At 72.5% G+C, this 22196-nt stretch carries 21 protein-coding genes and 1 riboswitch; of the genes, 14 read left to right on the top strand and 7 right to left on the bottom strand.

From position 1 onward, the window contains the following. Positions 1–11: 11 nt before the first annotated feature. The 5 genes from ACF07B_RS03440 to ACF07B_RS03420 all read left to right on the top strand — a co-directional run bounded on the left by ACF07B_RS03440 (position 12) and on the right by ACF07B_RS03420 (position 5616). Entirely contained in the window at positions 12–1757 is a 1746-nt protein-coding gene (locus ACF07B_RS03440) for an MFS transporter (protein ID WP_392177585.1), read from the top strand. 110 nt (positions 1758–1867) lie between these two features. Then, positions 1868–2518 carry a class I SAM-dependent methyltransferase gene (locus tag ACF07B_RS03435; RefSeq protein WP_362408369.1) on the top strand — a complete coding sequence of 217 codons (651 nt, stop codon included), beginning with the start codon at positions 1868–1870 and terminating at the stop codon, positions 2516–2518. Positions 2519–2540: 22 nt separating this feature from the next. After that, a complete protein-coding gene (locus ACF07B_RS03430; RefSeq protein WP_392177584.1) occupies positions 2541–3518 on the top strand; it encodes an N-acetylmuramoyl-L-alanine amidase in 978 nt (325 codons plus the stop codon). A gap of 205 nt (positions 3519–3723) precedes the next feature. Beyond that, on the top strand, positions 3724–4491 hold the full coding sequence (locus tag ACF07B_RS03425) for a hypothetical protein (RefSeq protein ID WP_392177583.1): 768 nt from the start codon (positions 3724–3726) through the stop codon (positions 4489–4491). A 114-nt stretch (positions 4492–4605) separates the two neighbouring features. Further along, on the top strand, positions 4606–5616 hold the full coding sequence (locus ACF07B_RS03420) for an LLM class F420-dependent oxidoreductase (RefSeq protein ID WP_392177582.1): 1011 nt from the start codon (positions 4606–4608) through the stop codon (positions 5614–5616). A gap of 107 nt (positions 5617–5723) precedes the next feature. On the opposite strand, the gene ACF07B_RS03415 is transcribed toward ACF07B_RS03420, so the two are convergent. After that, complete coding sequence (locus tag ACF07B_RS03415) at positions 5724–6290, bottom strand: hypothetical protein (RefSeq protein WP_392177581.1); 567 nt, start codon at positions 6288–6290, stop codon at positions 5724–5726. A 161-nt stretch (positions 6291–6451) separates the two neighbouring features. Between ACF07B_RS03415 and ACF07B_RS03410 the strand changes: the two genes are divergently transcribed. Then, positions 6452–6745, top strand: coding sequence for a hypothetical protein (locus ACF07B_RS03410; RefSeq protein ID WP_326788091.1), 294 nt, complete (start codon positions 6452–6454; stop codon positions 6743–6745). Between the two features lie 87 nt (positions 6746–6832). Here the strand turns inward: ACF07B_RS03410 and ACF07B_RS03405 are convergent, their stop codons facing one another. The 3 genes from ACF07B_RS03405 to ACF07B_RS03395 are packed head-to-tail and all read right to left on the bottom strand — an operon-like array spanning position 6833 to position 10133. Next, positions 6833–7915 carry a prenyltransferase/squalene oxidase repeat-containing protein gene (locus tag ACF07B_RS03405; RefSeq protein ID WP_362408359.1) on the bottom strand — a complete coding sequence of 361 codons (1083 nt, stop codon included), beginning with the start codon at positions 7913–7915 and terminating at the stop codon, positions 6833–6835. Next, positions 7912–8676: a class I SAM-dependent methyltransferase gene (locus ACF07B_RS03400; protein ID WP_369485249.1), complete on the bottom strand. Its 765-nt coding sequence runs from the start codon at positions 8674–8676 to the stop codon at positions 7912–7914. Before ACF07B_RS03400 ends, ACF07B_RS03405 begins: the two co-directional genes overlap by 4 nt. Continuing rightward, complete coding sequence (locus tag ACF07B_RS03395; RefSeq protein WP_392177580.1) at positions 8670–10133, bottom strand: glycosyltransferase family 4 protein; 1464 nt, start codon at positions 10131–10133, stop codon at positions 8670–8672. The genes ACF07B_RS03400 and ACF07B_RS03395 overlap by 7 nt, the downstream gene beginning before the upstream one ends. A 240-nt stretch (positions 10134–10373) precedes the next feature. Here ACF07B_RS03395 and ACF07B_RS03390 point away from each other — a divergent pair, with 240 nt between their 5' ends. Further along, positions 10374–11075, top strand: a complete 702-nt coding sequence (locus ACF07B_RS03390; RefSeq protein ID WP_384243353.1) for a TetR family transcriptional regulator — start codon at positions 10374–10376, stop codon at positions 11073–11075. Positions 11076–11270: 195 nt separating this feature from the next. On the opposite strand, the gene ACF07B_RS03385 is transcribed toward ACF07B_RS03390, so the two are convergent. Then, complete coding sequence (locus ACF07B_RS03385; RefSeq protein ID WP_362408351.1) at positions 11271–11504, bottom strand: ferredoxin; 234 nt, start codon at positions 11502–11504, stop codon at positions 11271–11273. Between the two features lie 2 nt (positions 11505–11506). Continuing rightward, entirely contained in the window at positions 11507–12964 is a 1458-nt protein-coding gene (locus ACF07B_RS03380) for an aldehyde dehydrogenase (protein ID WP_369485246.1), read from the bottom strand. 193 nt (positions 12965–13157) lie between these two features. On the opposite strand from ACF07B_RS03380, the gene ACF07B_RS03375 reads away from it, so the two are divergent. After that, a complete protein-coding gene (locus ACF07B_RS03375) occupies positions 13158–14237 on the top strand; it encodes an MBL fold metallo-hydrolase (protein WP_392177579.1) in 1080 nt (359 codons plus the stop codon). 127 nt (positions 14238–14364) lie between these two features. Here the strand turns inward: ACF07B_RS03375 and ACF07B_RS03370 are convergent, their stop codons facing one another. Continuing rightward, on the bottom strand, positions 14365–15027 hold the full coding sequence (locus ACF07B_RS03370; protein WP_392177578.1) for a phosphotransferase: 663 nt from the start codon (positions 15025–15027) through the stop codon (positions 14365–14367). A 113-nt stretch (positions 15028–15140) separates the two neighbouring features. Next, positions 15141–15204: riboswitch (cobalamin riboswitch) on the top strand. A gap of 134 nt (positions 15205–15338) precedes the next feature. Between ACF07B_RS03370 and ACF07B_RS03365 the strand changes: the two genes are divergently transcribed. The 6 genes from ACF07B_RS03365 to ACF07B_RS03340 all read left to right on the top strand — a co-directional run bounded on the left by ACF07B_RS03365 (position 15339) and on the right by ACF07B_RS03340 (position 21974). Next, positions 15339–16571, top strand: coding sequence for a prenyltransferase/squalene oxidase repeat-containing protein (locus ACF07B_RS03365; RefSeq protein WP_392177577.1), 1233 nt, complete (start codon positions 15339–15341; stop codon positions 16569–16571). Further along, entirely contained in the window at positions 16568–17224 is a 657-nt protein-coding gene (locus ACF07B_RS03360) for an SCO2322 family protein (protein ID WP_362408341.1), read from the top strand. The genes ACF07B_RS03365 and ACF07B_RS03360 overlap by 4 nt, the downstream gene beginning before the upstream one ends. Positions 17225–17518: 294 nt before the next feature. Next, positions 17519–18613, top strand: coding sequence for a CbiQ family ECF transporter T component (locus ACF07B_RS03355; protein WP_392177952.1), 1095 nt, complete (start codon positions 17519–17521; stop codon positions 18611–18613). Beyond that, positions 18610–20331, top strand: coding sequence for an ABC transporter ATP-binding protein (locus ACF07B_RS03350; protein WP_392177576.1), 1722 nt, complete (start codon positions 18610–18612; stop codon positions 20329–20331). The genes ACF07B_RS03355 and ACF07B_RS03350 overlap by 4 nt, the downstream gene beginning before the upstream one ends. Next, on the top strand, positions 20328–21176 hold the full coding sequence (locus ACF07B_RS03345; protein ID WP_392177575.1) for an ECF transporter S component: 849 nt from the start codon (positions 20328–20330) through the stop codon (positions 21174–21176). The genes ACF07B_RS03350 and ACF07B_RS03345 overlap by 4 nt, the downstream gene beginning before the upstream one ends. Positions 21177–21554: 378 nt before the next feature. Continuing rightward, on the top strand, positions 21555–21974 hold the full coding sequence (locus ACF07B_RS03340; protein ID WP_369485235.1) for a transglycosylase SLT domain-containing protein: 420 nt from the start codon (positions 21555–21557) through the stop codon (positions 21972–21974). Positions 21975–22196: the final 222 nt, after the last annotated feature.

Raw genomic sequence — 22196 nt, 5'->3', positions numbered from 1 at the left:
GGCCCCCCGCAATGACGCACACGACGACCGGCAGGACCGCGCGGAGGCCGGGCGGCGCGACCGTGCCGGTGCTCGCCTTCGCGGGCATCGTTGTCGCGGTGATGCAGACCCTGCTCGTCCCGGTCATCAAGGATCTGCCGACGCTCCTGGACACCGCGCCCAGCAACGCCACCTGGGTCCTGACCTCGACCCTGCTCGCGGGCGCCGTCGCCACCCCGATCATGGGCCGCCTCGGCGACCTCTTCGGCAAGCGGCGCATGCTGCTGACCAGCCTGTCCATCATGGTGGTCGGCGCCCTGGTCAGCGCGCTGAGCAGCACCCTGCTCCCGATGATCGCGGGCCGTACCCTCCAGGGCTTCGCGATGGGCGCGATCCCGCTGGGCATCGGCCTGATGCGCGACATGCTGCCCCGCGAGAAGCTCGGCTCCGCGATGGCCCTGATGAGCTCCTCGATCGGCGTCGGCGGCGGACTCGCGCTGCCCGCCGCGGCCCTCGTCGCCCAGCACGCGGACTGGCACGCCCTCTTCTACGGCGCCGCCGGCCTCGGCGTCCTCTCGATCGTCCTCACCCTCGTCCTCGTGCCGGAGTCCCCGATGCGCGCCGAGGGCACCTTCGACGTACTGGGCGCGATCGGCCTGTCCGCCGGGCTCGTGCTCTTCCTGCTGCCGATCACCAAGGGCAGCGACTGGGGCTGGACCGCGCCCACCACGCTCGGCCTGTTCGGCGCCTCCGCCGCCGTCCTGCTGCTGTGGGGCGTGATGGAGCTGCGTCTGAAGGCCCCGCTGGTCGACCTGCGCACCACGGCCCGCCCGGCGGTCCTCTTCACCAACCTCGCCTCGATCATGGTCGGCGTCTCCTTCTACGTCGTCTCCCTGGTCCTGCCGCAGCTCCTCCAGCTCCCGACGTCCACGGGGTACGGCCTCGGGCAGTCGATGGTGAACGCGGGGCTGCTCGTGGCACCGCTCGGCCTGACGATGATGCTCACCGCCCCCGTGTACGCCCGTCTGTCGGCGAAGTACGGCCCGAAGGTCACGCTGATCATCGGCATGGTGATCATCGGGATCGGTTACGGCGCCGGACTCGGCCTGATGAGCGCCGCCTGGCAGTCGCTGGTCATCGCGGTGATCCTGGGCGCGGGCATCGGCCTCGCCTACTCCTCGCTGCCCGCCCTGATCATCGGCTCCGTCCCGGCCTCGGAGACGGGTGCCGCCAACGGTCTGAACACCCTGATGCGTTCCATCGGCACATCGGTGTCGAGCGCCGTCATCGGCATGGTGCTCGCCAACACGGCGCACCACGTCGGCGGAGCCGCCGTCCCGACCATGCACGGCTTCCGCGTGTCCTTCCTGATCGCCACGGGCGCGGTCGCGGTCGGCGTGCTCATGGCGCTGTTCCTGCCGGGCCGCCGCCCGGCCACCAAGCCCTCGCTGGTGGCCAGCAGCGAGGAGGACGCGGCGCTGGAGCGGGCGCACGAGGTGCTCGGCGGTTTCCGCGGCCGGGTCCTGGACACCGGGGGCGGCCCGGTCGCCCGCGCGAAGGTCACCCTGATCGACCGGCGCGGCCGCCAGGCGGGCGCCACCTTCTCCGCCGAGGACGGCAGCTACGCGCTCGCCGTACCGGCCGAGGGCGCCTACGTGCTCGCCGCCCGCGCCGCCGGCCACGGTCCGCTCGCCTCGTCGGCCACGCACACCGGCGACGACCGTCCGGTCGCCCTCGACCTCTCGCTCCCGGGCGAGAACGCCGACGTCACGGCCTGACGCGGGGACCCGCCCCGCGAGTGATCATCGCCACCCCCGCCGCCCGTTCGGCGGGGGTGTGGTGCACGATGCTCCGCGTACCCGTTGTTCGCACCGATGGAGGAAACCCCATGCCCGCGGCACCCAAGCCCGAGATCCTCGCCGCCTTCGAGGCCGCGAAGGGGTTCATGCCGAGCGGTGAGGGACTCGCGCTCCACGAGGCCGCCGTCGAGGCCGGACGGCTCGGGCTGCCGCTCCTGGAGGTCGGCACCTACTGCGGGCGTTCCACGATCCTGCTCGCCGACGCGGCCCGCGAGGCCGGGGTGACCGCCATCACGCTCGACCATCACCGGGGCAGCGAGGAGCAGCAGCCGGGCTGGGAGTACCACGACCCGTCCACGGTCGACCCGGAGATCGGCCTGATGGACACGCTCCCCGCCTTCCGCCGCACCCTGCACCGGGCGGGCCTGGAGGAGCACGTGGTCGCGCTGGTCGGCCGTTCGCCGCAGATCGCCGCCTTCTGGGGCACGCCCCTCGGTCTCGTGTTCATCGACGGCGGTCACACCGACGAACACGCGAGCGGCGACTACGAGGGCTGGGCGCCGCATGTCGCCGAGGGCGGCCTCCTCGTCATCCACGACGTGTTCCCTGACCCCGCCGACGAGTTCACCGGCCAGGCCCCCTATCGCGTGTACCTCCGGGCCCTGGAATCCGGCGCGTTCACCGAGATCGCGGTGACGGGCTCGCTGCGCGTCCTGCGGCGAACCGGAGCAGGGATCTGAGCTCCCGGTTAGAGTCGCTGACGTGTCGTACGTAGGCCCAGACTTCGATCCGCCCCAGCCGCGCCGCTCCCGGCGCGGTCCGCTCACCGTCGCGCTCGCCGCGCTCGTACCCGGCGCACTGGCCGGATACCTCGTGTGGCAGGCCGTGGGAGACGATTCGGGGGGCGGTTCCGACCGGGCCGTTCCCGCTTCGTCGTCCTCCGCGCCCGGCTCCGTCTCCCCCTCCTCGCGGGCATCCGCCTCGGCGACGGACGACGCCAGGCCGAGTGCGTCGTCGGCCCCGGCCTCCTCGTCCCCCTCCTCGTCCTCGAAGCCCGCGGCGTCCGGCTCCCTCAAGGGCAAGGTCGTCGTCATCGACCCGGGGCACAACCCCGACAACTTCCGGCACACGTCCGATATCAACCGCAAGGTGAACATCGGGACGAACTGGAAGGAGTGCGACACGACCGGCACGTCGACCAACGCGGGTTACACGGAAGCCCGGTTCACCCTCGACGTCGCGCACCGGATGCGGGACATCCTGGAAAAGCAGGGCGCCACGGTGAAGTTGACCCAGGACGGCGACCGGTCCTTCGGCCCCTGCGTCGACGAGCGGGCCCGTATCGGCAACACGGCGCACGCGGACGCGGTCGTCTCCCTCCACGCCGACGGATCGGCCGCCGGCAACCGCGGCTTCCATGTGATCCTCCCGGCGTCGGTGCACGCGGGTGCCGCCGACACCCGACCGATCGTCTCCTCCTCCCGCGACCTCGGCGAGCACATCGCGGGGCTGTTCGTCCGCGAGACGGGCAGCGCGCCCTCCAACTACGTCGGTGACGGCACCGGACTGGTGGTCCGTAAGGATCTCGGCGGTCTCAATCTGTCAACGGTTCCCAAGGTGTTCATCGAGTGCGGCAACATGCGCGATACGAAGGACGCTGCGCTGCTCACCAGTGGCGCGTGGCGAGAGAAAGCGGCACGGGGGATCTCTGAAGGAATCGTTGGTTTCCTGCACGGGTAGTGATCTACGGATCCAACCCCGCGACACCCTGATCGACCGGGCGATAGGGTCGTCCGTACGATAAAGGGCCATCCCCCGCGCTTCACACCGCGTCCCGACGGCGGCACCATGTCGGCGACACGGTGCACAGCGATGCCTCACCGATGACGAGACGACTGACGAAGGACCTGAAGTGAATATCCGCTCCCTCACTCGAGGCGACGGCGTGGTGATCGGAGCAGCGGTGTTGCTGTTCATCGCGTCGTTCCTCAATCTCTACTCCTTCTCCGGGTACAGCATTGACTCGAACGCCTGGGACAGCCTCGGCGAAGGCCTCGGCGTCTTCATGGGCGGGGTCATCGGCGCAGCCCTGATCGTCGTCAACCGCTGCCTGCCGCAGCCGCGCAAGGTTCTCGGGCTCGACCTGGGCGCGGTCGGCGTGGCGTTCACGGTTCTCGTCGCGTGGACCATGTTCTGGTCCCTCGTGGACGTCCCGGACAGCGCCAGCGCCTCCGCGGGTCTCATCCTCGGCTTCATCGCGGCGCTCGTCCTGGCCGGCGCGGCCGTCGCGACCCCGCTCGTCCCGGCCCTCCAGGCCGCTCTCGTCGGCGCCCCGACCCCGATCGCCCCGCAGCCCTACGGCGGTCAGCCGCAGGGTGGTTACGGCTACCCGGGCGCCTCGCAGCCCGGTCAGCCCGGCCAGCAGCCCTACGGCGCCCAGCCCTCGCAGCCCACGCAGCCGTTCGGTGGACAGCCGAGCCAGCCGTCGGCGCCGCAGACGCAGTCGCCGGCCCAGGACTTCTCCCCGTTCTGGTTCGCCGTCCCGGTCGCGCGGCCGCTGTTCGGTGAGGACGGCTCGCCGTCGCCGATCGCCGAACTGGCGCCGGGCACCTGGTACCTGGCCGTCGAGCAGCGTGGTGCGACCCTGGTGGCGCAGACGCAGGACGGCCGTCGTGGTGTGCTTCAGGACACCTCGGGGATCCAGCGCGGCTGATCCGCCCATCGCTCGCGCGACGGCCCCTCGCCCTTTCCGGCGGGGGGCCGTTGTCGTACAGTCGCAGCACGCCATGAACTGACGGACCGTCAGGACTCTGTCTCTGGAGGCGACATGCGGCTCGGTCTCGCGCTCGGCTACTGGGGGCGCGGCCCCTCGGCGGACCATGTGCCGCTCGCCGTCGAGGCGGAACGGCTCGGCTACGACTCGGTGTGGACCGCGGAGTCCTGGGGCTCGGACGCGTTCACGCCGCTCACCTGGATCGCCGCGAGGACCACCCGCATCCGGCTCGGCACGGCGATCGCTCAGATGGCCGCCCGCTCCCCCACCACCACCGCGATGCACGCGCTCACCCTCGACCATCTCTCCGGCGGGCGCATGATGCTGGGGCTCGGCCTGTCGGGGCCTCAGGTCGTCGAGGGCTGGTACGGGCGGCCGTTCCCGAAGTCGCCGCTGACCGCGACCCGGGAGTACGTCGACGTCGTACGCCAGGTCCTGCGGCGCGAGGGGCCGGTCGAGCTGGACGGACGCTTCCACTCCCACCCCTACCGGGGCGCCGACGGCACGGGACTCGGCAAGGCGCTGAAGCCGATCACTCACCCGCTCCGCGCCCAACTGCCCATCCTGCTCGGGGCGGAGGGCCCGAAGAACATCGCTCAGACGACCAGGATCGCGGACGGCTGGCTGCCGCTGTACTGGTCGCCGACGCGTCCCCAGGCGTACGAGGCCTCGCTCACCGACCTGCCCGAGGGCTTCCTCGTGGCGCCGATGGCCCGGGCGCACGTCTGTGACGACGTCAGCGAGGGACTCCTGCCGGTCAAGGCGATGCTCGGCTTCTACATCGGCGGGATGGGGCACGCGGCCCGCAACTTCCACGCCGATCTGATGGCCCGGATGGGCTTCGAGGAAGAGGCCCGCAGGATCCAGCGGCTGTTCCTGGAAGGACGCCGGGAAGAGGCCGTCCTGGCCGTCCCCGACGCCTTCGCGGACGAGATCTCGCTCGTCGGACCGCGTGAACGCATCGCCGAGCGGCTGGAGTCGTGGCGCAAGGGCCCGGTGACCGACCTGCTGGTCCTGTCCCCGGACCCCCACACCCTGCGCGTGCTGGCCGAGCTGAACTCCTAGGCCGTGTCCGCAAAGTCGCGCCTGCCCGGCGACCGGGCGAACGACGCGACTTTGCGGACACGACCTAGCCGCAGCGGCGGACGGATGGCGCTGGTCAGCCGGACGGCCTAGCCTCCGCTCAGCTGGGACGCCGACGGCACCTTGTCCTTGACCTCGGCGCCCGCGCTCTTCCCGGCCGCCTTCACCTGGTTGATGACATCGTCGAAGGAGTTCACGACGGAGTCCGTGGAGTCGCCCTTGCGCAGCTTGGCGGGCAGGCCCTTGAGGGCGGCGATGCCCGCGGCGAGCGGGGCGACGGCCTTGGACAGCGCGGGGTCGCCCTCGGCGTTCTTCGAGGCGGCCTTGAGCCGGTTGTACGCGAAGACGCCGGCGAGCCCTGCCTTGACCAGGGCGACCTTGCGGCCCTTCGCGCCCTTCTTGAACGTGCCCGCCTTCCAGGGCTTGACGATCCACTGGTAGGTGGCGCCGGCCGCGAGCCCCGCGTTCGCCACGAAGCGGGTCTTGGCGAACTTCTGTTTCTGGGCCGACGTGGTCGGCGCCGGGGTGGCGGCCAGCCGCGTCGCGGCCGCGGTGTCCTGGCCGGATCCGCCGCCGCTGCCACAGGCCGTGGCACCGCCGATCAGGACACAGGAGAGGGTCAGCGCCACGATCAGGCGCCGTATCGGTACGGGCACGGGATCCTCCGGATGAGGGGACGGTTCTCCCCGGTCCGCCGGTGCTCGCCCCGCGGGGGCGAACGCGGCTCTCCCCGGCAGCCTGGCCCGGTCCGGACACCCGTGCCAGTCGGCGCGGCCCGTTCGGGTTTCATCCGCAAGGGACGGGCAATCCGCTGGACATGTCCCCTAGATACCGCAACGGTTCGAATCAGGCGGGGACGGTCATCGCGATCATCGCGGACGTCATGGCCGTCATCCTCGGTCTCTGGATCCTGATGTATCTGCTCGACGCCAATCGTGGCAACGACCTCGTGCAGTTCATCCACAGCACCGCGGCCTGGCTGGCCGGCTGGTCGCGCGACCTGTTCACCTTCGACAAGGAGTGGGCGCGTGTCGTCGCCGGCTACGGTCTCGCCGCCGTCGTCTACCTGTTCATCGGCCACGCGGTCGCCAACCGCATCCATCGCCACTGACCGGCACCGAAACGGCCGGGAGCACCCGAGGAGTCCGAAGAGTTCACAGCGTCCGGACGGTCCGCGAAGCGGGGACCGTCCGGACCTTCAGCGTGTCGGCGTGCAGCAGTCGGGGTCCAGGCCGGCCGGCAGCCGCTCGCCGCCGAAGACCGCGCAGGTGGCCTCGTCGCCGCCCAGCGCGGCGACCGCCAGGAGCAGGGAGCCCGCCGTCCAGGTGGTGAGCTCCTCGGGCCAGACGGCCCGGTCCTCGAAGACATAGCCCGTCCAGTACAGACCGGACCGCGGATCACGCAGGTGCTGGATGGACTGGAGGATCTCCAGAGCACGGTCCGACTCACCCACCACCCAGAGGGCCAGGGCGAGTTCGGCCGACTCACCGCCGGTCACCCACGGGTTGGGAATCACGCAGCGCACCCCGAGACCGGGCACCACGAAGCGGTCCCAGCCCTCCTCTATACGGGACTTGGCCTCGGCACCCGTCAACGCGCCGCCGAGCACCGGGTAGTACCAGTCCATGGAGTAGCGGTCCTTGTCGAGGAACCGCTCCGGGTGCAGCCGGATCGCGTGCCGCAGCGCGCCGACCGCCAGCTCCCAGTCGGGCTGCGGCTCCTCGCGCTGCTCGGCGATGGCGAGAGCACAGCGCAGCGCGTGATGGACCGAGGAACTCCCGGTCAGCAGCGCGTCGTCGACCGCCGTTCCGTCGTCCTCGCGCTTCCAGCCGATCTGCCCGCCGCTCTGCTGGAGCCGCAGCACGAACTCCACGGCCGCGTAGACCGCGGGCCACATGCGGTCCAGGAAGACGTCGTCGCCGGTCGCCAGGTAGTGGTGCCAGACGCCCACCGCGATGTACGCGACGAAGTTGGTCTCGCGTCCGCGGTCGGTGACGTCCTCGAAGTCCCCGTCCGCGTAGGCCGCGTACCAGGACCCGTCCTCGTTCTGATGCCGTGCCAGCCACTCGTAGGCCCGCTCGGCGGCCTCGTGCTCGCCGGCCGCGTCGAGCGCCATGGCGGCCTCGGTGTGGTCCCACGGGTCGAGGTGGTGGCCGCGGAACCACGGGATGGCTCCGTCGGGGCGCTGCACCGCGAGGATCCCGCGCACCGTGGCGAGGGCCTCCTCGGCGGTGAGGACTCCGGGCAGGACGAGGTGTTCTGTCCGCCGGGGAGTGGTCACGTGGCGTCCGCCTCGGAGGTCTTCGCGGCCGTACCGGCGAGCTTCGGCAGGTGCGGCTTGGTCGCGTACGCCACGAAGCTCTTGCCGATCAGGGGGTTCAGGGTCTGCTCGACGACCCGGGTCGCCAGCGGCTTCTTCATGATGTCCCAGACCAGCAGCTTGTGGTACGCCCGCACGGGCAGCGCCTTGTCGTTGTCGACGCCGAACGCGCACTTGAGCCACCAGTACGGCGAGTGCAGGGCGTGCGCGTGGTGCGAGCCGTAGGGCCGCAGGCCGGCCTCGCGGATCTTCGCGAGCAGTTCGTCCGCCTTGTAGATGCGGATGTGGCCGCCCTCGACCTCGTGGTAGGCGTCGGACAGCGCCCAGCAGACCTTCTCCGGGCCGTAGCGCGGCACGGTGATGGCGATGCGCCCGCCCGGCTTGAGCACCCGGACCATCTCGGCGAGGACGCCCTTGTCGTCCGGGATGTGCTCCATGACCTCGGAGATGATCACGACGTCGAAGGACTCGTCGGGGAAGGGCAGCGCGAGCGCGTCGCCCTCCATGGCCGTCGCGGTGGCACCGGCGGGCGCCTCCCCGGCCTCCTTCATCGCGGCGAACCACTTGGCGACCTCGCGGATCTCCTCGCCGTTCTGGTCCAGCGCCACGACCTGCGCGCCGCGCCGGTAGCACTCGAAGGCGTGCCGGCCGGCACCGCATCCGAGGTCCAGGACGCGGTCGCCGGGGGCGAGCGGGAACCGGGAGAAGTCGACGGTCAGCACGTGGCCCTGCTTTCGCGATTGGCTGCAACTAGTTCTTCGGCGGCGGGAGCGGCTTCCGCGGCCTCGGCGCGATCGGGTCCCGGGGCCGGGGAGCCGGCGTCCGGCGCGGCTGCGCGCCCGTCGGTGCCCGCGGCCTCGCGCGTGCGGCGCCGGGACGCGGAAAGGGCCATCGCCGCACGGTAGTGGGCCACCGTGCCCTCGGCCGCCCTGGCCCAGGTGAAGCGCGCGAGGACGCGCTCGCGGCCGGCTGCGCCGAGCCGGGCGCGCAGCGCGGGGTCGCCGAGGAGCCGCCCGAGGGCCGCCGCCAGCGCTCCCGGGTCGCCCGGGGGGACCGCGAGGCAGGTCTCGCCGTCGGGTCCCGCGACCTCCGGGATCGCTCCGCCGGTGGTCGCCACGAGCGGTGTCCCGGTGGCCATCGCCTCGGCGGCGGGCAGCGAGAAGCCCTCGTACAGGGAGGGCACGCAGGCGACCTCGGCCGAGCGGACGAGGTCGACGAGCTCGGCGTCGGAGATGCCCTTGACGAACTCGACGGCGTCTTCGAGGCCGTACCGCTCGATGGCCTGGGCGACCGGCCCGTCCTCGGCGCGCCTGCCGACGACGACGAGGTGCGCGCCGGGGTGTTCGGTACGCACCTTCGCGAGCGCCTCGACGAGGAACACCAGGCCCTTGAGCGGGACGTCGGCGCTGGACGTGGTGACGATGCGGCCCGGCACCTGGGGCACGGAGGGGTCCGGCGAGAAGAGGTCGGTGTCCGCGCCGATGTGGACGACGTGGATGCGGTCCTGCTCCACCCGCAGGTGGTCGACGATCTCCTGCCGGGAGGTGCCGGAGACGGTGAGGACGGACCGCAGGCGGCGGGCGACGCGCTTCTGCATGCGGGTGAAGGCGTACCAGCGGCGGACCGAGGCCCGGCGCTGCCAGCCCTCGGCGGCGTCCAGTTCCAGTTGCCGGTCGACCGTGATGGGGTGGTGGATGGTGGTCACCAGCGGGGCGCCGACGTCCCCCAGCAGTCCGTAGCCGAGCGTCTGGTTGTCATGGATGACGTCGAACTCGCCGCGCCGGGCCCGCAGATGGCGGCGGGCGCGCAGCGAGAACGTCAGCGGCTCGGGGAAGCCGCCGGTCCACATGGTGCCGACCTCGAGGGCGTCGATCCAGTCGCGGTACTCGCCCCGCGCGGGGGTGCGGAAGGGGTCCGGCTGGCGGTACAGGTCCAGGCTGGGCAGCTCGGTGAGACTCAGCCCGGGAAGGCCCTCGTCGAGCACGGGGTAGGGCTGGGAGCCGATGACCTCGACGCGGTGGCCGAGGCGGGCGAGTTCGCGCGAGAGATGCCGTACGTAGACACCCTGGCCGCCGCAGAACGGGTTTCCCTTGTACGTGAGAAGCGCGATGCGCAGGGGTGGTTCCCCGTCGGCTGCCGTGCCCTTCCCGGGGTCCGCCTCCATGGCCTCAGCGGTCACTTCCGGTCCCCTTCTCCCTGCACTTTCCCGCGAGATTACGCCGGGACGCTAATCTAGAACAAGTTTCAGACTTGATCGTTCACGGAGCACTGAATCTACCGGCAGGTAGCGCCGCTGTGAGCGGTGGATCAGGTGATTCACGCCACGACGGAGCGGTGGGATCAGCTGGTCCACTCGGTGGTGTCACCCCCTGGCGGGCCGGCTCGTCGCTCCCTCTCGCTGATGTCACGGAACGGACCCATGCCTGCGGAAGCCAAGGCGGACTCGAAGAACGCGCGACCCGCGCCGGGGACCGGCACGCCCGCCGTGCCGACCGGTGCCGCGCACACCCGGCCGCACTCCACGTCGCATCCCGCCTCTCCTCCGCTCACCGAGCGGCAGGAGGCGCGCCGCCGCCGGATCCTGCACGCGAGCGCGCAGCTCGCCAGCCGGGGCGGCTTCGACGCCGTGCAGATGCGCGAGGTCGCGGAGTCCTCGCAGGTCGCTCTCGGCACCCTGTACCGCTACTTCCCCTCGAAGGTGCATCTGCTCGTCGCCACGATGCAGGACCAGCTGGAGCACATGCACGGAACGCTGCGCAAGAAGCCGCCGGCCGGGGACACGGCCGCGGAGCGGGTGGCGGAGACGCTGATGCGGGCGTTCCGTGCCCTCCAGCGCGAGCCGCATCTGGCCGACGCGATGGTCCGCGCGCTCACCTTCGCGGACCGCAGTGTCAGCCCCGAGGTCGACCAGGTCTCGCGGCAGACCACGGTGATCATCCTGGACGCGATGGGCCTCGACGACCCGACGCCGGCCCAGCTCTCCGCCGTCCGCGTCATCGAGCACACCTGGCACTCGGCCCTGATCACCTGGCTCTCCGGCCGCGCCTCGATCGCGCAGGTAAAGATAGACATCGAGACGGTCTGCCACCTGATCGACCTGACCGACCCGAACGGCCGGTAGCCCCTCCGGGACGGCCGCGAGGTCCGGGACACCCCGGCCGCCCGGGAGGGCGGCCGGGGGAACCGGAACGCCCGGACCGGCCGAAGCGCTCACGCCGGCCGGACCGGTCGAAGCGGTCACGGCAGCGGGACCGGCCCGGACGGCCGGAGCGGCGGCGGCAGGAGGCATCCCGTCCCCCGCGCCCGGCCCGGCACCCTATTCCTCCGGCGGGAACACCGGCTCGCCGCCCGCCAGCAGCGAGATCATGACGGCCTCGACCGGGCAGCCCTCGGCCGCTTCGAGAATCCTCTCGTTGGCGTCGGTCTCCGGCTCGACGGGATGGGACTGCATGCCGGCGTCGAGACGGAAGGCGTCCGGGGCGAGGTGGACGCACTGGGCCGAGCCGATGCAGACGGAACGGTCGACCTCGACCTGCCAGCGGTCACCCATCCTCAGGCCTCCCAGCCGGCCGGCAGGTGGATCATCTTGTGCTCCAGGAACTCGCCGTACCCCTCGGGCCCGAACTCCCGCCCGAGGCCCGAGTTCTTGTAGCCGCCGAAGGGGCCCAGCATGTCGAGGCTGAAGGTGTTCACCGAGTAGGTGCCGGTACGGACCTGGCGGGCGATGTCGACGCCGTGGGCGACGTCCGCCGTCCAGACACTGCCGCTCAGCCCGTAGTCGGAGTCGTTGGCGATCTTCACGGCCTCGGCCTCGTCGCCGTAGGGGAGCAGACAGATCACCGGGCCGAAGATCTCCTCCCGGGCGATGCGCATGCTGTTGTCGACGTCCCCGAACAGGGTCGGCTCGACGTACCAGCCGCGGTCCAGCCCCTGCGGGCGCCCGCCGCCGGCCAGGATCTTGGCGCCCTCCTCCTGGCCGATGCGGATGTAGTCGAGGCTGCGCCGCCGCTGCCGTTCGGCGACCAGCGGTCCGACCTGGGTGGCCGGGTCGAGCGGATCGCCGACGACCAGCGCGTTCGCCGCCGTGGCGAAGGCCTCCGCGAACTCGTCGTAGCGCGAGCGGGGCACGAGGATGCGGGTCTGGGCCACGCAGGCCTGGCCGTTGTTCATCCAGGCCGCCGAGACGATCCCCGGAACCGAGGTGTCGAGGTCCGCGTCGGGCAGCACCACGGCCGCCGACTTGCCGCCCAACTCCAGTGTCACTCGGGTGAGATGGCGGGCGGCGACCTCCATGACGCGTTTGCCGGCCGCGACCGAGCCGGTGAAGGAGACCTTGTCGACGCCGGGGTGTCCGACCAGGTACTCACTGACCTCGCGGTCGGCCGGGAGGATCGACAGCACCCCTTCGGGCAGCCCGGCCTCCTTCGCGATCTCCCCGAGCAGATAGGCGTCCAGCGGCGATTCGGGGGACGGCTTCAGCACGACCGTACAGCCGGTCAGCAGGGCGGGCGCGAGTTTGGCCGCCGCCACGAACTGCGGGACGTTCCACGGGACCACGGCCGCCACCACGCCCACCGGCTCACGGCGGACGAGGATCCTGCCGAGGACTCCGTCGCGGGTCTCCTCGTACGTGTAGCCGCGCGCGACCGTGATCGCCGTGTCCCACACCATCATCGCGCCGAGGGCCTGCGCGAGGACGCTCCAGGAGTAGGGGGAGCCGTTCTCCGAGGAGATGACGCGGGCGATCTCCTCGTGGCGTACGGCGATGGCGTCCTTGATCCGGGCGACGACCGCAATCCGCTCGTCGAGGCTCATGCGCGGCCAGGGCCCCTCGTCGAACGCCCGGCGCGCCGCGGCGACGGCGCGGTCGACGTCCGCGGCGGAGGCGTGCGGCACCCGGCCGATGACCTCCTCGGTGTGCGGCGAGATCACCTCGATGACGTCCTTGCCGAGCGGGTCGGTCAACTCCCCGCCGATGAACAGCTGTCCGTGTTCCACGAGCTCGGTCATGGCCGACTGCCTCCCAAGGGTGCTCTCCGGCACCATGTCTGACGGTTCATCAGATACGAGAACTGATACCAGTTCCCGCCACATGAGTCCACGGCACGGACACCGCCGTACTCCCGGACGGAACAGTCGACTTGGGCTCCCATTGGAACCCGTTCTAGTTATAGTGGCGGGAATCGGCGATGGGTGGAAGCGCATGACGCAGGTGACCGATCACGGCGGGGGCGTACGGTCCATCAGCGTCCCCATCCCGGACAACCCGCTCGGCCACACGCTGGTGTACCTGGTCGACACCGACGCGGGGCCCGTGCTCGTCGACACCGGCTGGGACGACCCGGCCTCCTGGGACACCCTCGTCGAGGGGATCACCGGCTGCGGGACCTCGGTCGCGGAGATCCACGGCGTGGTCATCACCCACCACCACCCCGACCACCACGGACTGTCGGGCCGGGTCCGGGAGGCCTCCGGTGCCTGGATCGCGATGCACGCCGCCGACGCGGCGATCGTCCGGCGTACCCGGGAGACCCGGCCCGAGGGCTGGTTCGCCTACATGGCCGCCAAGCTGACCGCCTCCGGCGCCCCGGAGGAGCATGTCGCCCCGCTCCGCGCGGCACCCCGCTCGCTCCGCCGCCCCAGTACCCTGCCCGGCTTCTCCCCCGCGCTGCCCGACCGTGAGATCGTCCCCGGCGAACTCCTGGCCCTGCCCGGCCGCCGGCTGCGCGCCGTATGGACCCCCGGCCACACGCCCGGACACGTCTGCCTCCACCTGGAGGAGGCCCACCCGGACCGGCTGCCCGGCAACGGACGCCTGTTCTCCGGCGACCACCTGCTGCCGAGGATCACCCCGCACATCGGTCTCTACGAGGACCCGGACACCCACGGGCGCCCTCCCTACGGGAACGGGATCGAAGGCCTCGGGGAGATCGCCGACCCGCTCGGCGACTACCTCGACTCCCTGGAGCGCGTCGGCCGTCTCGGCCCCGCCGAGGTGCTCCCGGCCCACCAGCACGTGTTCACCGACGCCCCCTCCCGGGTCGCGGAGCTGCTCGCGCACCACGAGGAGCGGCTCACCGGCCTGCTCACCCTGCTCTCCGTACCGCTCACGCCCTGGCAGCTCGCCGAACGCATGGAGTGGAACCGCCCCTGGGCCGACATCCCCTACGGATCACGGAACATCGCGGTCTCCGAGGCCGAGGCGCATGTCCGCCGGCTGGTGAAGCTGGGCCGGGCGGAGGCCGTGACGGGCAGCGATCCGGTGACGTACGTGGCCGTGTGACCCGACACACCCGTCGATCCAGACCAACCGACTCCCAGCCCGGCCGAACCCCGCACGCCGACGAGGGACCCGGCTGAACCCACGCGCTCCGATCCCCCAGCCCGGTGTCACGCCCCCGGCCGGTCGCTCAGCCCAGCAGCTCGCGAACCAACGCGTCCGCCTCACCCAGGAGTCCGACCTCACGCGTGCTCATCGTCGGGTTGGCCGCCCTGCGCCGGCCCGCCTCCCGGAGCCCCTCCTCGGTCACCTGGTCCTCGTTCCCGTCGAGCAGCGCCTCCAGCGTCTCCTCGGCCACGCCCCCGATCGCCTCGCCGCCGACGGCGACCTGGGCGAGGATCACGGCGGACATCGCCCAGTCGAGACCGGGCGCCCCCTCCTCGGTGTTGGACCAATCGATGACCTTCGGTCCGTCCGGGGTGAGCATCACGTTGTCGGGGTGCAGGTCCAGGTGCAGCACACGGACGGCGGGGTCGGCGGAGAGCCGCGCGGGCACGGCATGCAGCTTGCGCAGCAGCCGGGCCAGGGTGAGACCCGCTTCCTGGGCGGAGAGCAGGCCCTGGCCGAAGGCCTCCAGCATGGTCGGCCCGGACAGCCTCTCCATCACCAGATCCCCGCCGGTCGCGGCCCGCACCCCCGGCACCGGATAACCGTGCGAGCGCACGTGCTGCATCACCGCCGCCTCGGCCGTCGCGTCGCCCCAGCCGGCGCGGTCGCGCCGCAGCACCCACGCCTCGTCTATCTCGTAGACGTCCGCCGAACGCCCCGAGCCGAGCAGTCTCCCCGTACGCATGACCCGAACCTAGCGGATGTCGCCCAGGTCACTCCGGGCCCGTGCCCCGGGCAACACCCGGCGGAATCCGGGCGGCCGGTAGAGTGAGCGCGTCGTCATCACACCTCCACGAGGAGAAGCCGGTGCGAATCCGGCGCTGACCCGCAACCGTGAGCCACTTCGGTGGTGAGCCGGATCGCCTCGCACAGGACGTGACCGGCTCGTGCCCTCGGCAGCCCGCCGACGGCCGGCATCGTCGAGGGATACGGAGCCGGAGCCGCCCGGATACCTCAGCGTGCCCGGTGCTGCCCGGCTCCCCACAGGGGAGAGTCATGTTTGTTCGCCGCACCGCCGCGGTACTGGCCGCCACCGCCGTCATCGGGGCGGTCGTCGCACCCGCAGCCTCCGCGGACTCGTCCCCGTCGCCCTCGGCGGCACTGCCCTCGGGCCTGTTCGGCTCGACCGACCCGACCTACGACGGCGTGTGGCGCCAGTCCCTCGCCCTGCTCGCCCAGCACACCGTCGGTGTGCGGCCCGCCGAGAAGGCCGTGGACTGGCTGACCGGCCAGCAGTGCGCGAACGGCGCCTTCGCCGCGTACCGCGCCGACGCGGCCGCCGCGTGCGACGCGAAGACGCAGGTCGACACCAACAGCACCGCGGCCGCCGTACAGGCCCTCGCCGCGCTCGGCGGGCAGGACGACGCCACCAAGAAGGCCGTGACCTGGCTCAAGTCCGCGCAGAACAAGGACGGCGGCTGGGGCTACATGGCCGGCGGCCCCAGCGACACCAACTCGACGTCCGTCGTCATCGGCGCGCTGAAGGCGGTCGGCGAGAAGCCCGCGAGCGTCTCCAAGGACGGCAAGTCACCCCTCGACGCCCTGCTGAAGCTGTCGACGGCCTGCGACGCGGAGGGCGACGGCGCCTTCGCCTACCAGCCCGACAAGAAGGGCAAGCTGGCGGCGAACGCGGACGCGACCGCGGCGGGCGTGACCGCCGGCATGGGCCAGGGATTCGCGGCGGCGCCCGGTAACCCGTTCGACCTCACGGGTTGCGTCATCGCCGACGTCCCCGACCTGGCGACCGCGGCGGGGAACGGCGCCGACTATCTCGCCAAGGCGATGGCGAAGACCTCGTACCTGAAGTCCGCGCTCCCGGGCGCCAAGGACCAGCCCGACTACGGCAACACGGCGGACGCGGTCGTGGCCCTGTCCGCCATCGGCGCGACGGAGGCCGCGCAGAAGCCGCTCACCTGGCTGGAGAAGAACTCCGCCGACTGGGCGGCCAAGTCCGGCCCCGCCGCGTACGCGCAGCTGATCTTCGCCGCGCACACCTCCGGCACCGACCCGCGCGACTTCGGCGGCAAGGACCTCGTGGCACAGCTCAACGCCACGGGCCCGGCACCGGCCGCGGCGGGCGCCTCGGCGAGCCCGAGCGAGAAGAAGAACGACGAGAAGAAGGACGGCGACAGCGGGCTCGGCGTCTGGTGGATCGTCGGTGTCGGCCTGGTCGCGGGCATCGGCGTCGGCTTTCTGATCAGCGGCCGCAACAAGAAGCGACAGCTGTGACCGGCCGTCGGACGGCCGCGCCCGTTCTGACCCTGGCGCTGGCTCTCCTGCTCCTCGTCCTCGGCGGCGCGGGGCAGGCCGGAGCCGTCGGCTACCGCTACTGGTCCTTCTGGGACCTGACCGGCGGGAAGTGGACCTACGCCACCCAGGGCCCGTCGACCGCGCGGCCGTCCGACGGCGACGTCCAGGGCTTCCGCTTCGCGGTGAGCGAGGACTCCCAGCACGCCGTACAACCGCGCGGGGAGCGGGAGTTCGCCGCGATATGCGCCAAGACGCCCGCCCTGCAAGGAAAGAAGCGGGTGGCCCTGGTCATCGACCCGGGTACGGCCGCCGACGCGCCGTCCGGCGAGCGGCCGCCGGCCGCGCGCACCGCCTGCGCCCAGGTCGCGCCCGACGCGAGCACCGCGGAGGCCCTGGCCGCGGTCGCCGGCCCCCTGCGCTACGACACCAACGCCCTGCTGTGCGCCATCACGGGCTATCCGCGGACGGGCTGCGGCGACCCGGTCGCGGCCGGCGGATCCACCGCGACCGCCCGCCCGCACACCTCCGCACCGGCCCGCCAGGGCCCTTCGGTCGGCTTGCTGGCGGGAGCGGCCGCGGTGGCCGTGCTGGGTGCGGCGGCCGTCTGGCAGGCCCGTCGGCGCAGGGGCTAGGCGCAGGTCATGAGCAAGGCCGACCGCCCCACCACCTCCACGAGCGGCCGCCCCGCGGCGCGGTGGGGCTCCGCCCTGCCCGAACGGGGCCGGGACACCCGGGTGTCGGGCCCCCGGCGCCCGGCCGCGGAGGAGACGCACGCACCGCCGAGCGCCGACCCGGCGGAGACTTCGGGGAGCGTCAGCCCGGCCGGGCAGCAGCCGAACTCCCGCCCCCTCCGTCTCTTCCTCTCCCTCAGCCGTACGAGCAATACGAGCGATACGAGCAGGACGAGCAGGACGGGTACCGTCGCCATGGCGACCCGGTCCGACGCCCTGCACCCCGGGGCCTGGTGGATCTGGGCGCTGGGGCTCGGCACGGCGGCCTCCCGCACCACGAATCCGCTCCTGCTCGCGCTGCTCATGGCGGTGGCGGGGTTCGTGGTGGCCACTCACCGCACCGACGCCCCCTGGGCCCGCTCCTACACCGCCTTCGTGAAACTCGCGGCGGCCGTCCTCGTCATCCGCCTGGCCTTCGCCGTCTTCCTCGGCTCCCCGATCCCCGGCACGCACGTGATCGTCACCCTCCCCGAGGTCCCCCTCCCGCACTGGGCACAGGGGGTGCGCATCGGCGGCCGGGTCACCTCCGAGGGCCTGCTCTTCGCCCTCTACGACGGCCTGAAGCTGGCCGCCCTCCTCGTCTGCGTCGGCACGGCCAACGCCCTCGCCAACCCGGCACGGCTGCTCAAGTCGCTGCCGGGAGCGCTGTACGAGGCGGGCGTCGCGGTGGTCGTCGCGCTCACCTTCGCGCCGCATCTGATCGCCGACGTCCAGCGCCTGCGCGCCGCGCGCCGGCTCCGCGGCCGTCCCGACCGAGGGCTGCGCGGTCTGCTGCACGTCGGACTCCCGGTCCTGGAAGGCGCGCTGGAACGCTCGGTCGCGCTGGCCGCGGCCATGGACGCACGGGGGTACGGGCGCACGGCACAGGTCCCGGCCGCCGTGCGCCGGACCACCTCGGCCCTCACCCTGGGCGGCCTGCTCGGCGTCTGCGCCGGCACCTACGGACTGCTGACCGCGGCGGGCGACAGCTACGGCCTGCCGGTCCTGCTGGCCGGGCTCGGCGCGGCGCTCGGCGGTCTGTGGCTGGGCGGCCGCCGTTCGGCGCGGACGCGGTACCGGCCCGACCTCTGGGGCGTCCGGGCCTGGCTGGTCGCCGGGTCGGGCGTGGCGGTCGCGGCCCTGATGATCGTCGCCGCGTCCTCCGACCCCGCCGCGCTGCGCCCCGGCGTCATCCCCCTGGTGGCCCCCACCCTCCCGCTCCGGCCGGCGGCGGCGATCCTGCTCGGTCTGCTCCCCGCCTTCGTGGCCCCCACCCCCCAGCGAACCCCGGCCCCCGAGGAGTCATCGTGATCCGCTTCGAGGATGTCTCCGTGACGTACGACGGAGCGGCCGAACCCTCCGTCCGGGGCGTGGACTTCGAGGTGCCGGAGGGCGAACTGGTGCTGCTGGTCGGCCCGTCCGGGGTCGGCAAGTCGACGGTGCTGGGCGCGGTGAGCGGACTGGTCCCGCACTTCACCGGCGGCACGCTGCGCGGCCGGGTCACCGTCGCAGGACGGGACACCCGTACCCACAAGCCACGCGAACTCGCGGACGTGGTCGGCACCGTGGGCCAGGACCCGCTGTCCCACTTCGTGACGGACACGGTAGAGGACGAACTCGCCTACGGCATGGAGTCGTTGGGCCTGGCGCCGGCCGTGATGCGCCGCCGCGTCGAGGAGACCCTCGACCTTCTCTCGCTGGCCGATCTGCGCGACCGCCCGATCGCCACCCTGTCCGGCGGCCAGCAACAGCGGGTCGCGATCGGCTCGGTGCTCACTCCGCACCCGCGGGTCCTGGTCCTCGACGAACCCACCTCGGCCCTGGACCCCGGCGCCGCCGAGGAGGTCCTCGCCGTCCTCCAGCGCCTGGTCCACGACCTCGGCACCACGGTCCTGATGGCCGAGCACCGCCTGGAACGCGTCGTCCAGTACGCCGACCGGCTCGCCCTCCTGCCCGCGCCGGGGGCACCGCTGACGCTCGGCACCCCGTCCGAGATCATGGCCGTCTCCCCGGTCTGCCCGCCGGTGGTGGACCTCGGCCGCCTGGCCGGCTGGTCCCCGCTCCCCCTGACCGTGCGCGACGCGCGACGCCGGGCGGGAACACTGCGCGAGCGTCTCACCACCGCTCCGACCCCGGCCGTACCCACCGCTCCCCTCCGCGCGCCCCTCCCCCTTCCCGAGGCGCCACAACGCCCCGCCCCGCCCTCTTCCCCGCTCTCCCGTCTCCTTCGCGGCCGCGGTCGTGGGCGCGGCCCCGCCGCCGCCCCGACGTCGTCATCGGAGGTGGCCGCCGCCTCGTCGCTGGCCGTGCGGCGCGGACGCGTCGAGGCTCTGCGCCGGGTCGATCTGGCGGTGGGGCCGGGCGAGACCATCGCGCTGATGGGCCGCAACGGCGCCGGGAAGTCGACGCTGCTCTCGGCGCTGGTCGGGCTCGTCGAGCCGACCGCCGGTTCCGTCCGGGTCGGCGGGGCGGCACCGCATCGCCTGGCGCCGCGTGACCTCGTACGGCGGGTGGGACTCGTACCGCAGGAGCCGCGGGATCTGCTGTACGCGGACACGGTGGCCGCCGAGTGCGCCGCGGCCGACGAGGACGCCGGGGCCGCCGCCGGAACCTGCCGGTCGCTGGTGTCCGAGCTGCTGCCGGACATCGCCGACGACACACACCCGCGTGATCTCTCCGAGGGCCAGCGCCTGGCACTGGCGCTGGCCGTCGTCCTGACGGCCCGCCCCCCACTGCTGCTCCTGGACGAGCCGACCCGCGGCCTCGACTACGCGGCCAAGGCCCGGCTGGTCACCGTGCTGCGCGGGCTCGCCGCCGAGGGGCACGCCATCGTGCTGGCCACCCACGACGTGGAACTCGCCGCCGAGCTCGCCGACCGCGTGGTGATCCTCGCGGACGGCGAGGTCGTCGCCGACGGTCCCACCGCCGAGGTGGTCGTCGCGTCCCCGTCCTTCGCCCCGCAGGTCGCCAAGATCCTGGCCCCCGCGCCCTGGCTCACCGTCGCCCAGGTCAGAAGGGCCCTCGCATGACCACCGCCGACACGCCCGCCGCGCGCCCGCAGGCCCAGCCCCAGGCCCGAGCCGTCCGCCTCGGCCCGCGTTCCGTCGCCGCCCTGGCCCTGGTCAGCGCGACCGGAGCCGCCGGGTTCGCCTGGCCGCTCTTCGCGGGCCCCGGCTCCCAGGTCAGCGCGCACGCCCAGGACGCGCCGTGGCTGTTCGCCGGGCTTCTCGTCCTGCTGGTCGCGGTGGTCGCGGCGACGATCTCCGAGTCGGGCCTCGGCCCGAAGGCGGTCGCCATGCTCGGCGTGCTGGCCGCGACCGGCGCCGCGCTGCGCCCGATCGGGGCCGGGACCGCCGGCATCGAGCCGATGTTCTTCCTGATGGTGCTGAGCGGCCGGGTGCTCGGGCCCGGTTTCGGTTATGTGCTCGGGTCGGTGACCATGTTCGCGTCGGCGCTGCTGACCGGCGGGGTGGGGCCCTGGATGCCCTTCCAGATGCTGGCCATGGGCTGGTTCACGATGGGGGCCGGGCTCCTGCCGGGGCCGGACCGGCTGCGCGGCCGCGCGGAGCTCTGGATGCTCGCCGGATACGGCTTCCTCGCCGCCTTCGCGTACGGCACCGTCATGAATCTGGCCGGCTGGCCCTTCATGGACGCGCTCGCCTCGAACATCGCCTTCGACCCGCACGCCGCGCTCCCCGCCAACCTCGCCCGCTTCCTCGCCTACTGCCTGGCCACCTCCCTCGGCTGGGACCTGGGGCGGGCGGTCGTCACCGTCGTCCTGACCCTGACGATCGGCACGACCCTCCTCAAGGCGCTGCGCCGGGCCACGCGGCGGGCGGCCTTCGAGAGCCCGGTCACGTTCGAATCCCGGTGAGCGGGACCCACGTCACATCACCCGGCAGCACCGCGTGGTCTCCCCCGCACCGTGCGTCAGGCACGGGGTGAAGCGGCCCACAGGGCCCAGGTCACATACGAAGCGGCTTCGTAGACAAGAAGGCGTGGCATGGACGCGTCGTCATGCCCTCTGACCTGGGGTTTGAGAGCCACGTCACACAAGGGACGTTCACCCCGCATGCGACCACAACTAGTAAAAAGGGTCATTGCGGACGAGCCCGGATCCTGTTTGTCTTGAGGACGTCGCCAGGCACCACGAGCCCCCACGGGCCGCGGCGCCGACGTACGCCGCTCCTTCCACACACCACGTGGTCACGACGTACGAGCGACTCCATGTCCCCGAGGAAACAGGTTCTCCGTGTCCGTCTCCGTCATCCGCCGCATCGTTTCTTCCCCGAAGAAGGCTCTCGCCGGTACCGCCGTGGCCGCGGCCACCGCCGGTATGGTCCTCGCCGCGGCGCCCGCCCAGGCCGCCACGCCGACCAGCGCCTCCGCCGCGAAGTCGATCGCTCACTCGATGATTCCGGACGCCGCGCAGTTCAACGCCTTCAGCAAGATCGTCGAGCACGAGAGCGGCTGGAACGTCAACGCCACGAACTCCTCGTCCGGTGCGTACGGGCTGGTCCAGGCCCTGCCCGGTTCGAAGATGTCCTCCGCCGGCTCCGACTGGAAGACCAACCCCAAGACCCAGATCAAGTGGGGCCTGGACTACATGAACTCCCGCTACGGCAGCCCGGCCGGCGCCTGGGGCTTCTGGCAGGCCAACGGCTGGTACTGATCAGCCCCTCAGCACACACAGGCGGCACCCCGTTTCCGGGGCTGCCGCCTTTGTCGTACCCGCCCCCACTTCCCCTCCCGAGCCCCGGCACCCGGCAAAGCCACAAGCGACTCTCGCCCCCTCCGCCCCTACCCGACCCACCCCTGGGGCTCCGCCCCAGACCCCGCTCCTCAAACGCCGGAGGGGCTGAATCTTCCCCGGCCAGGGCTGAAATCCGAACCG

It is taken from the genome of Streptomyces sp. NPDC015532, assembly GCF_043078065.1.
Taxonomy (GTDB): Bacteria; Actinomycetota; Actinomycetes; order Streptomycetales; family Streptomycetaceae; genus Streptomyces.
Note: the sequence above shows the minus strand (reverse complement) of the source record. Positions and strands in the feature narration are given on the sequence as shown.

Bases quoted from the DNA above. Each gene is read 5' to 3' on its own strand.
- ACF07B_RS03440 (WP_392177585.1), top strand. From the start codon at position 12: ATGACGCACACGACGACCGGCAGGACCGCGCGGAGGCCGGGCGGCGCG.
- ACF07B_RS03435 (WP_362408369.1), top strand. From the start codon at position 1,868: ATGCCCGCGGCACCCAAGCCCGAGATCCTCGCCGCCTTCGAGGCCGCG.
- ACF07B_RS03420 (WP_392177582.1), top strand. From the start codon at position 4,606: ATGCGGCTCGGTCTCGCGCTCGGCTACTGGGGGCGCGGCCCCTCGGCG.
- ACF07B_RS03410 (WP_326788091.1), top strand. From the start codon at position 6,452: ATGTCCCCTAGATACCGCAACGGTTCGAATCAGGCGGGGACGGTCATC.
- ACF07B_RS03390 (WP_384243353.1), top strand. From the start codon at position 10,374: ATGCCTGCGGAAGCCAAGGCGGACTCGAAGAACGCGCGACCCGCGCCG.
- ACF07B_RS03385 (WP_362408351.1), bottom strand. From the start codon at position 11,504: ATGGGTGACCGCTGGCAGGTCGAGGTCGACCGTTCCGTCTGCATCGGC.
- ACF07B_RS03380 (WP_369485246.1), bottom strand. From the start codon at position 12,964: ATGACCGAGCTCGTGGAACACGGACAGCTGTTCATCGGCGGGGAGTTG.
- ACF07B_RS03375 (WP_392177579.1), top strand. From the start codon at position 13,158: ATGACGCAGGTGACCGATCACGGCGGGGGCGTACGGTCCATCAGCGTC.
- ACF07B_RS03370 (WP_392177578.1), bottom strand. From the start codon at position 15,027: ATGCGTACGGGGAGACTGCTCGGCTCGGGGCGTTCGGCGGACGTCTAC.
- ACF07B_RS03365 (WP_392177577.1), top strand. From the start codon at position 15,339: ATGTTTGTTCGCCGCACCGCCGCGGTACTGGCCGCCACCGCCGTCATC.
- ACF07B_RS03355 (WP_392177952.1), top strand. From the start codon at position 17,519: ATGGCGACCCGGTCCGACGCCCTGCACCCCGGGGCCTGGTGGATCTGG.
- ACF07B_RS03345 (WP_392177575.1), top strand. From the start codon at position 20,328: ATGACCACCGCCGACACGCCCGCCGCGCGCCCGCAGGCCCAGCCCCAG.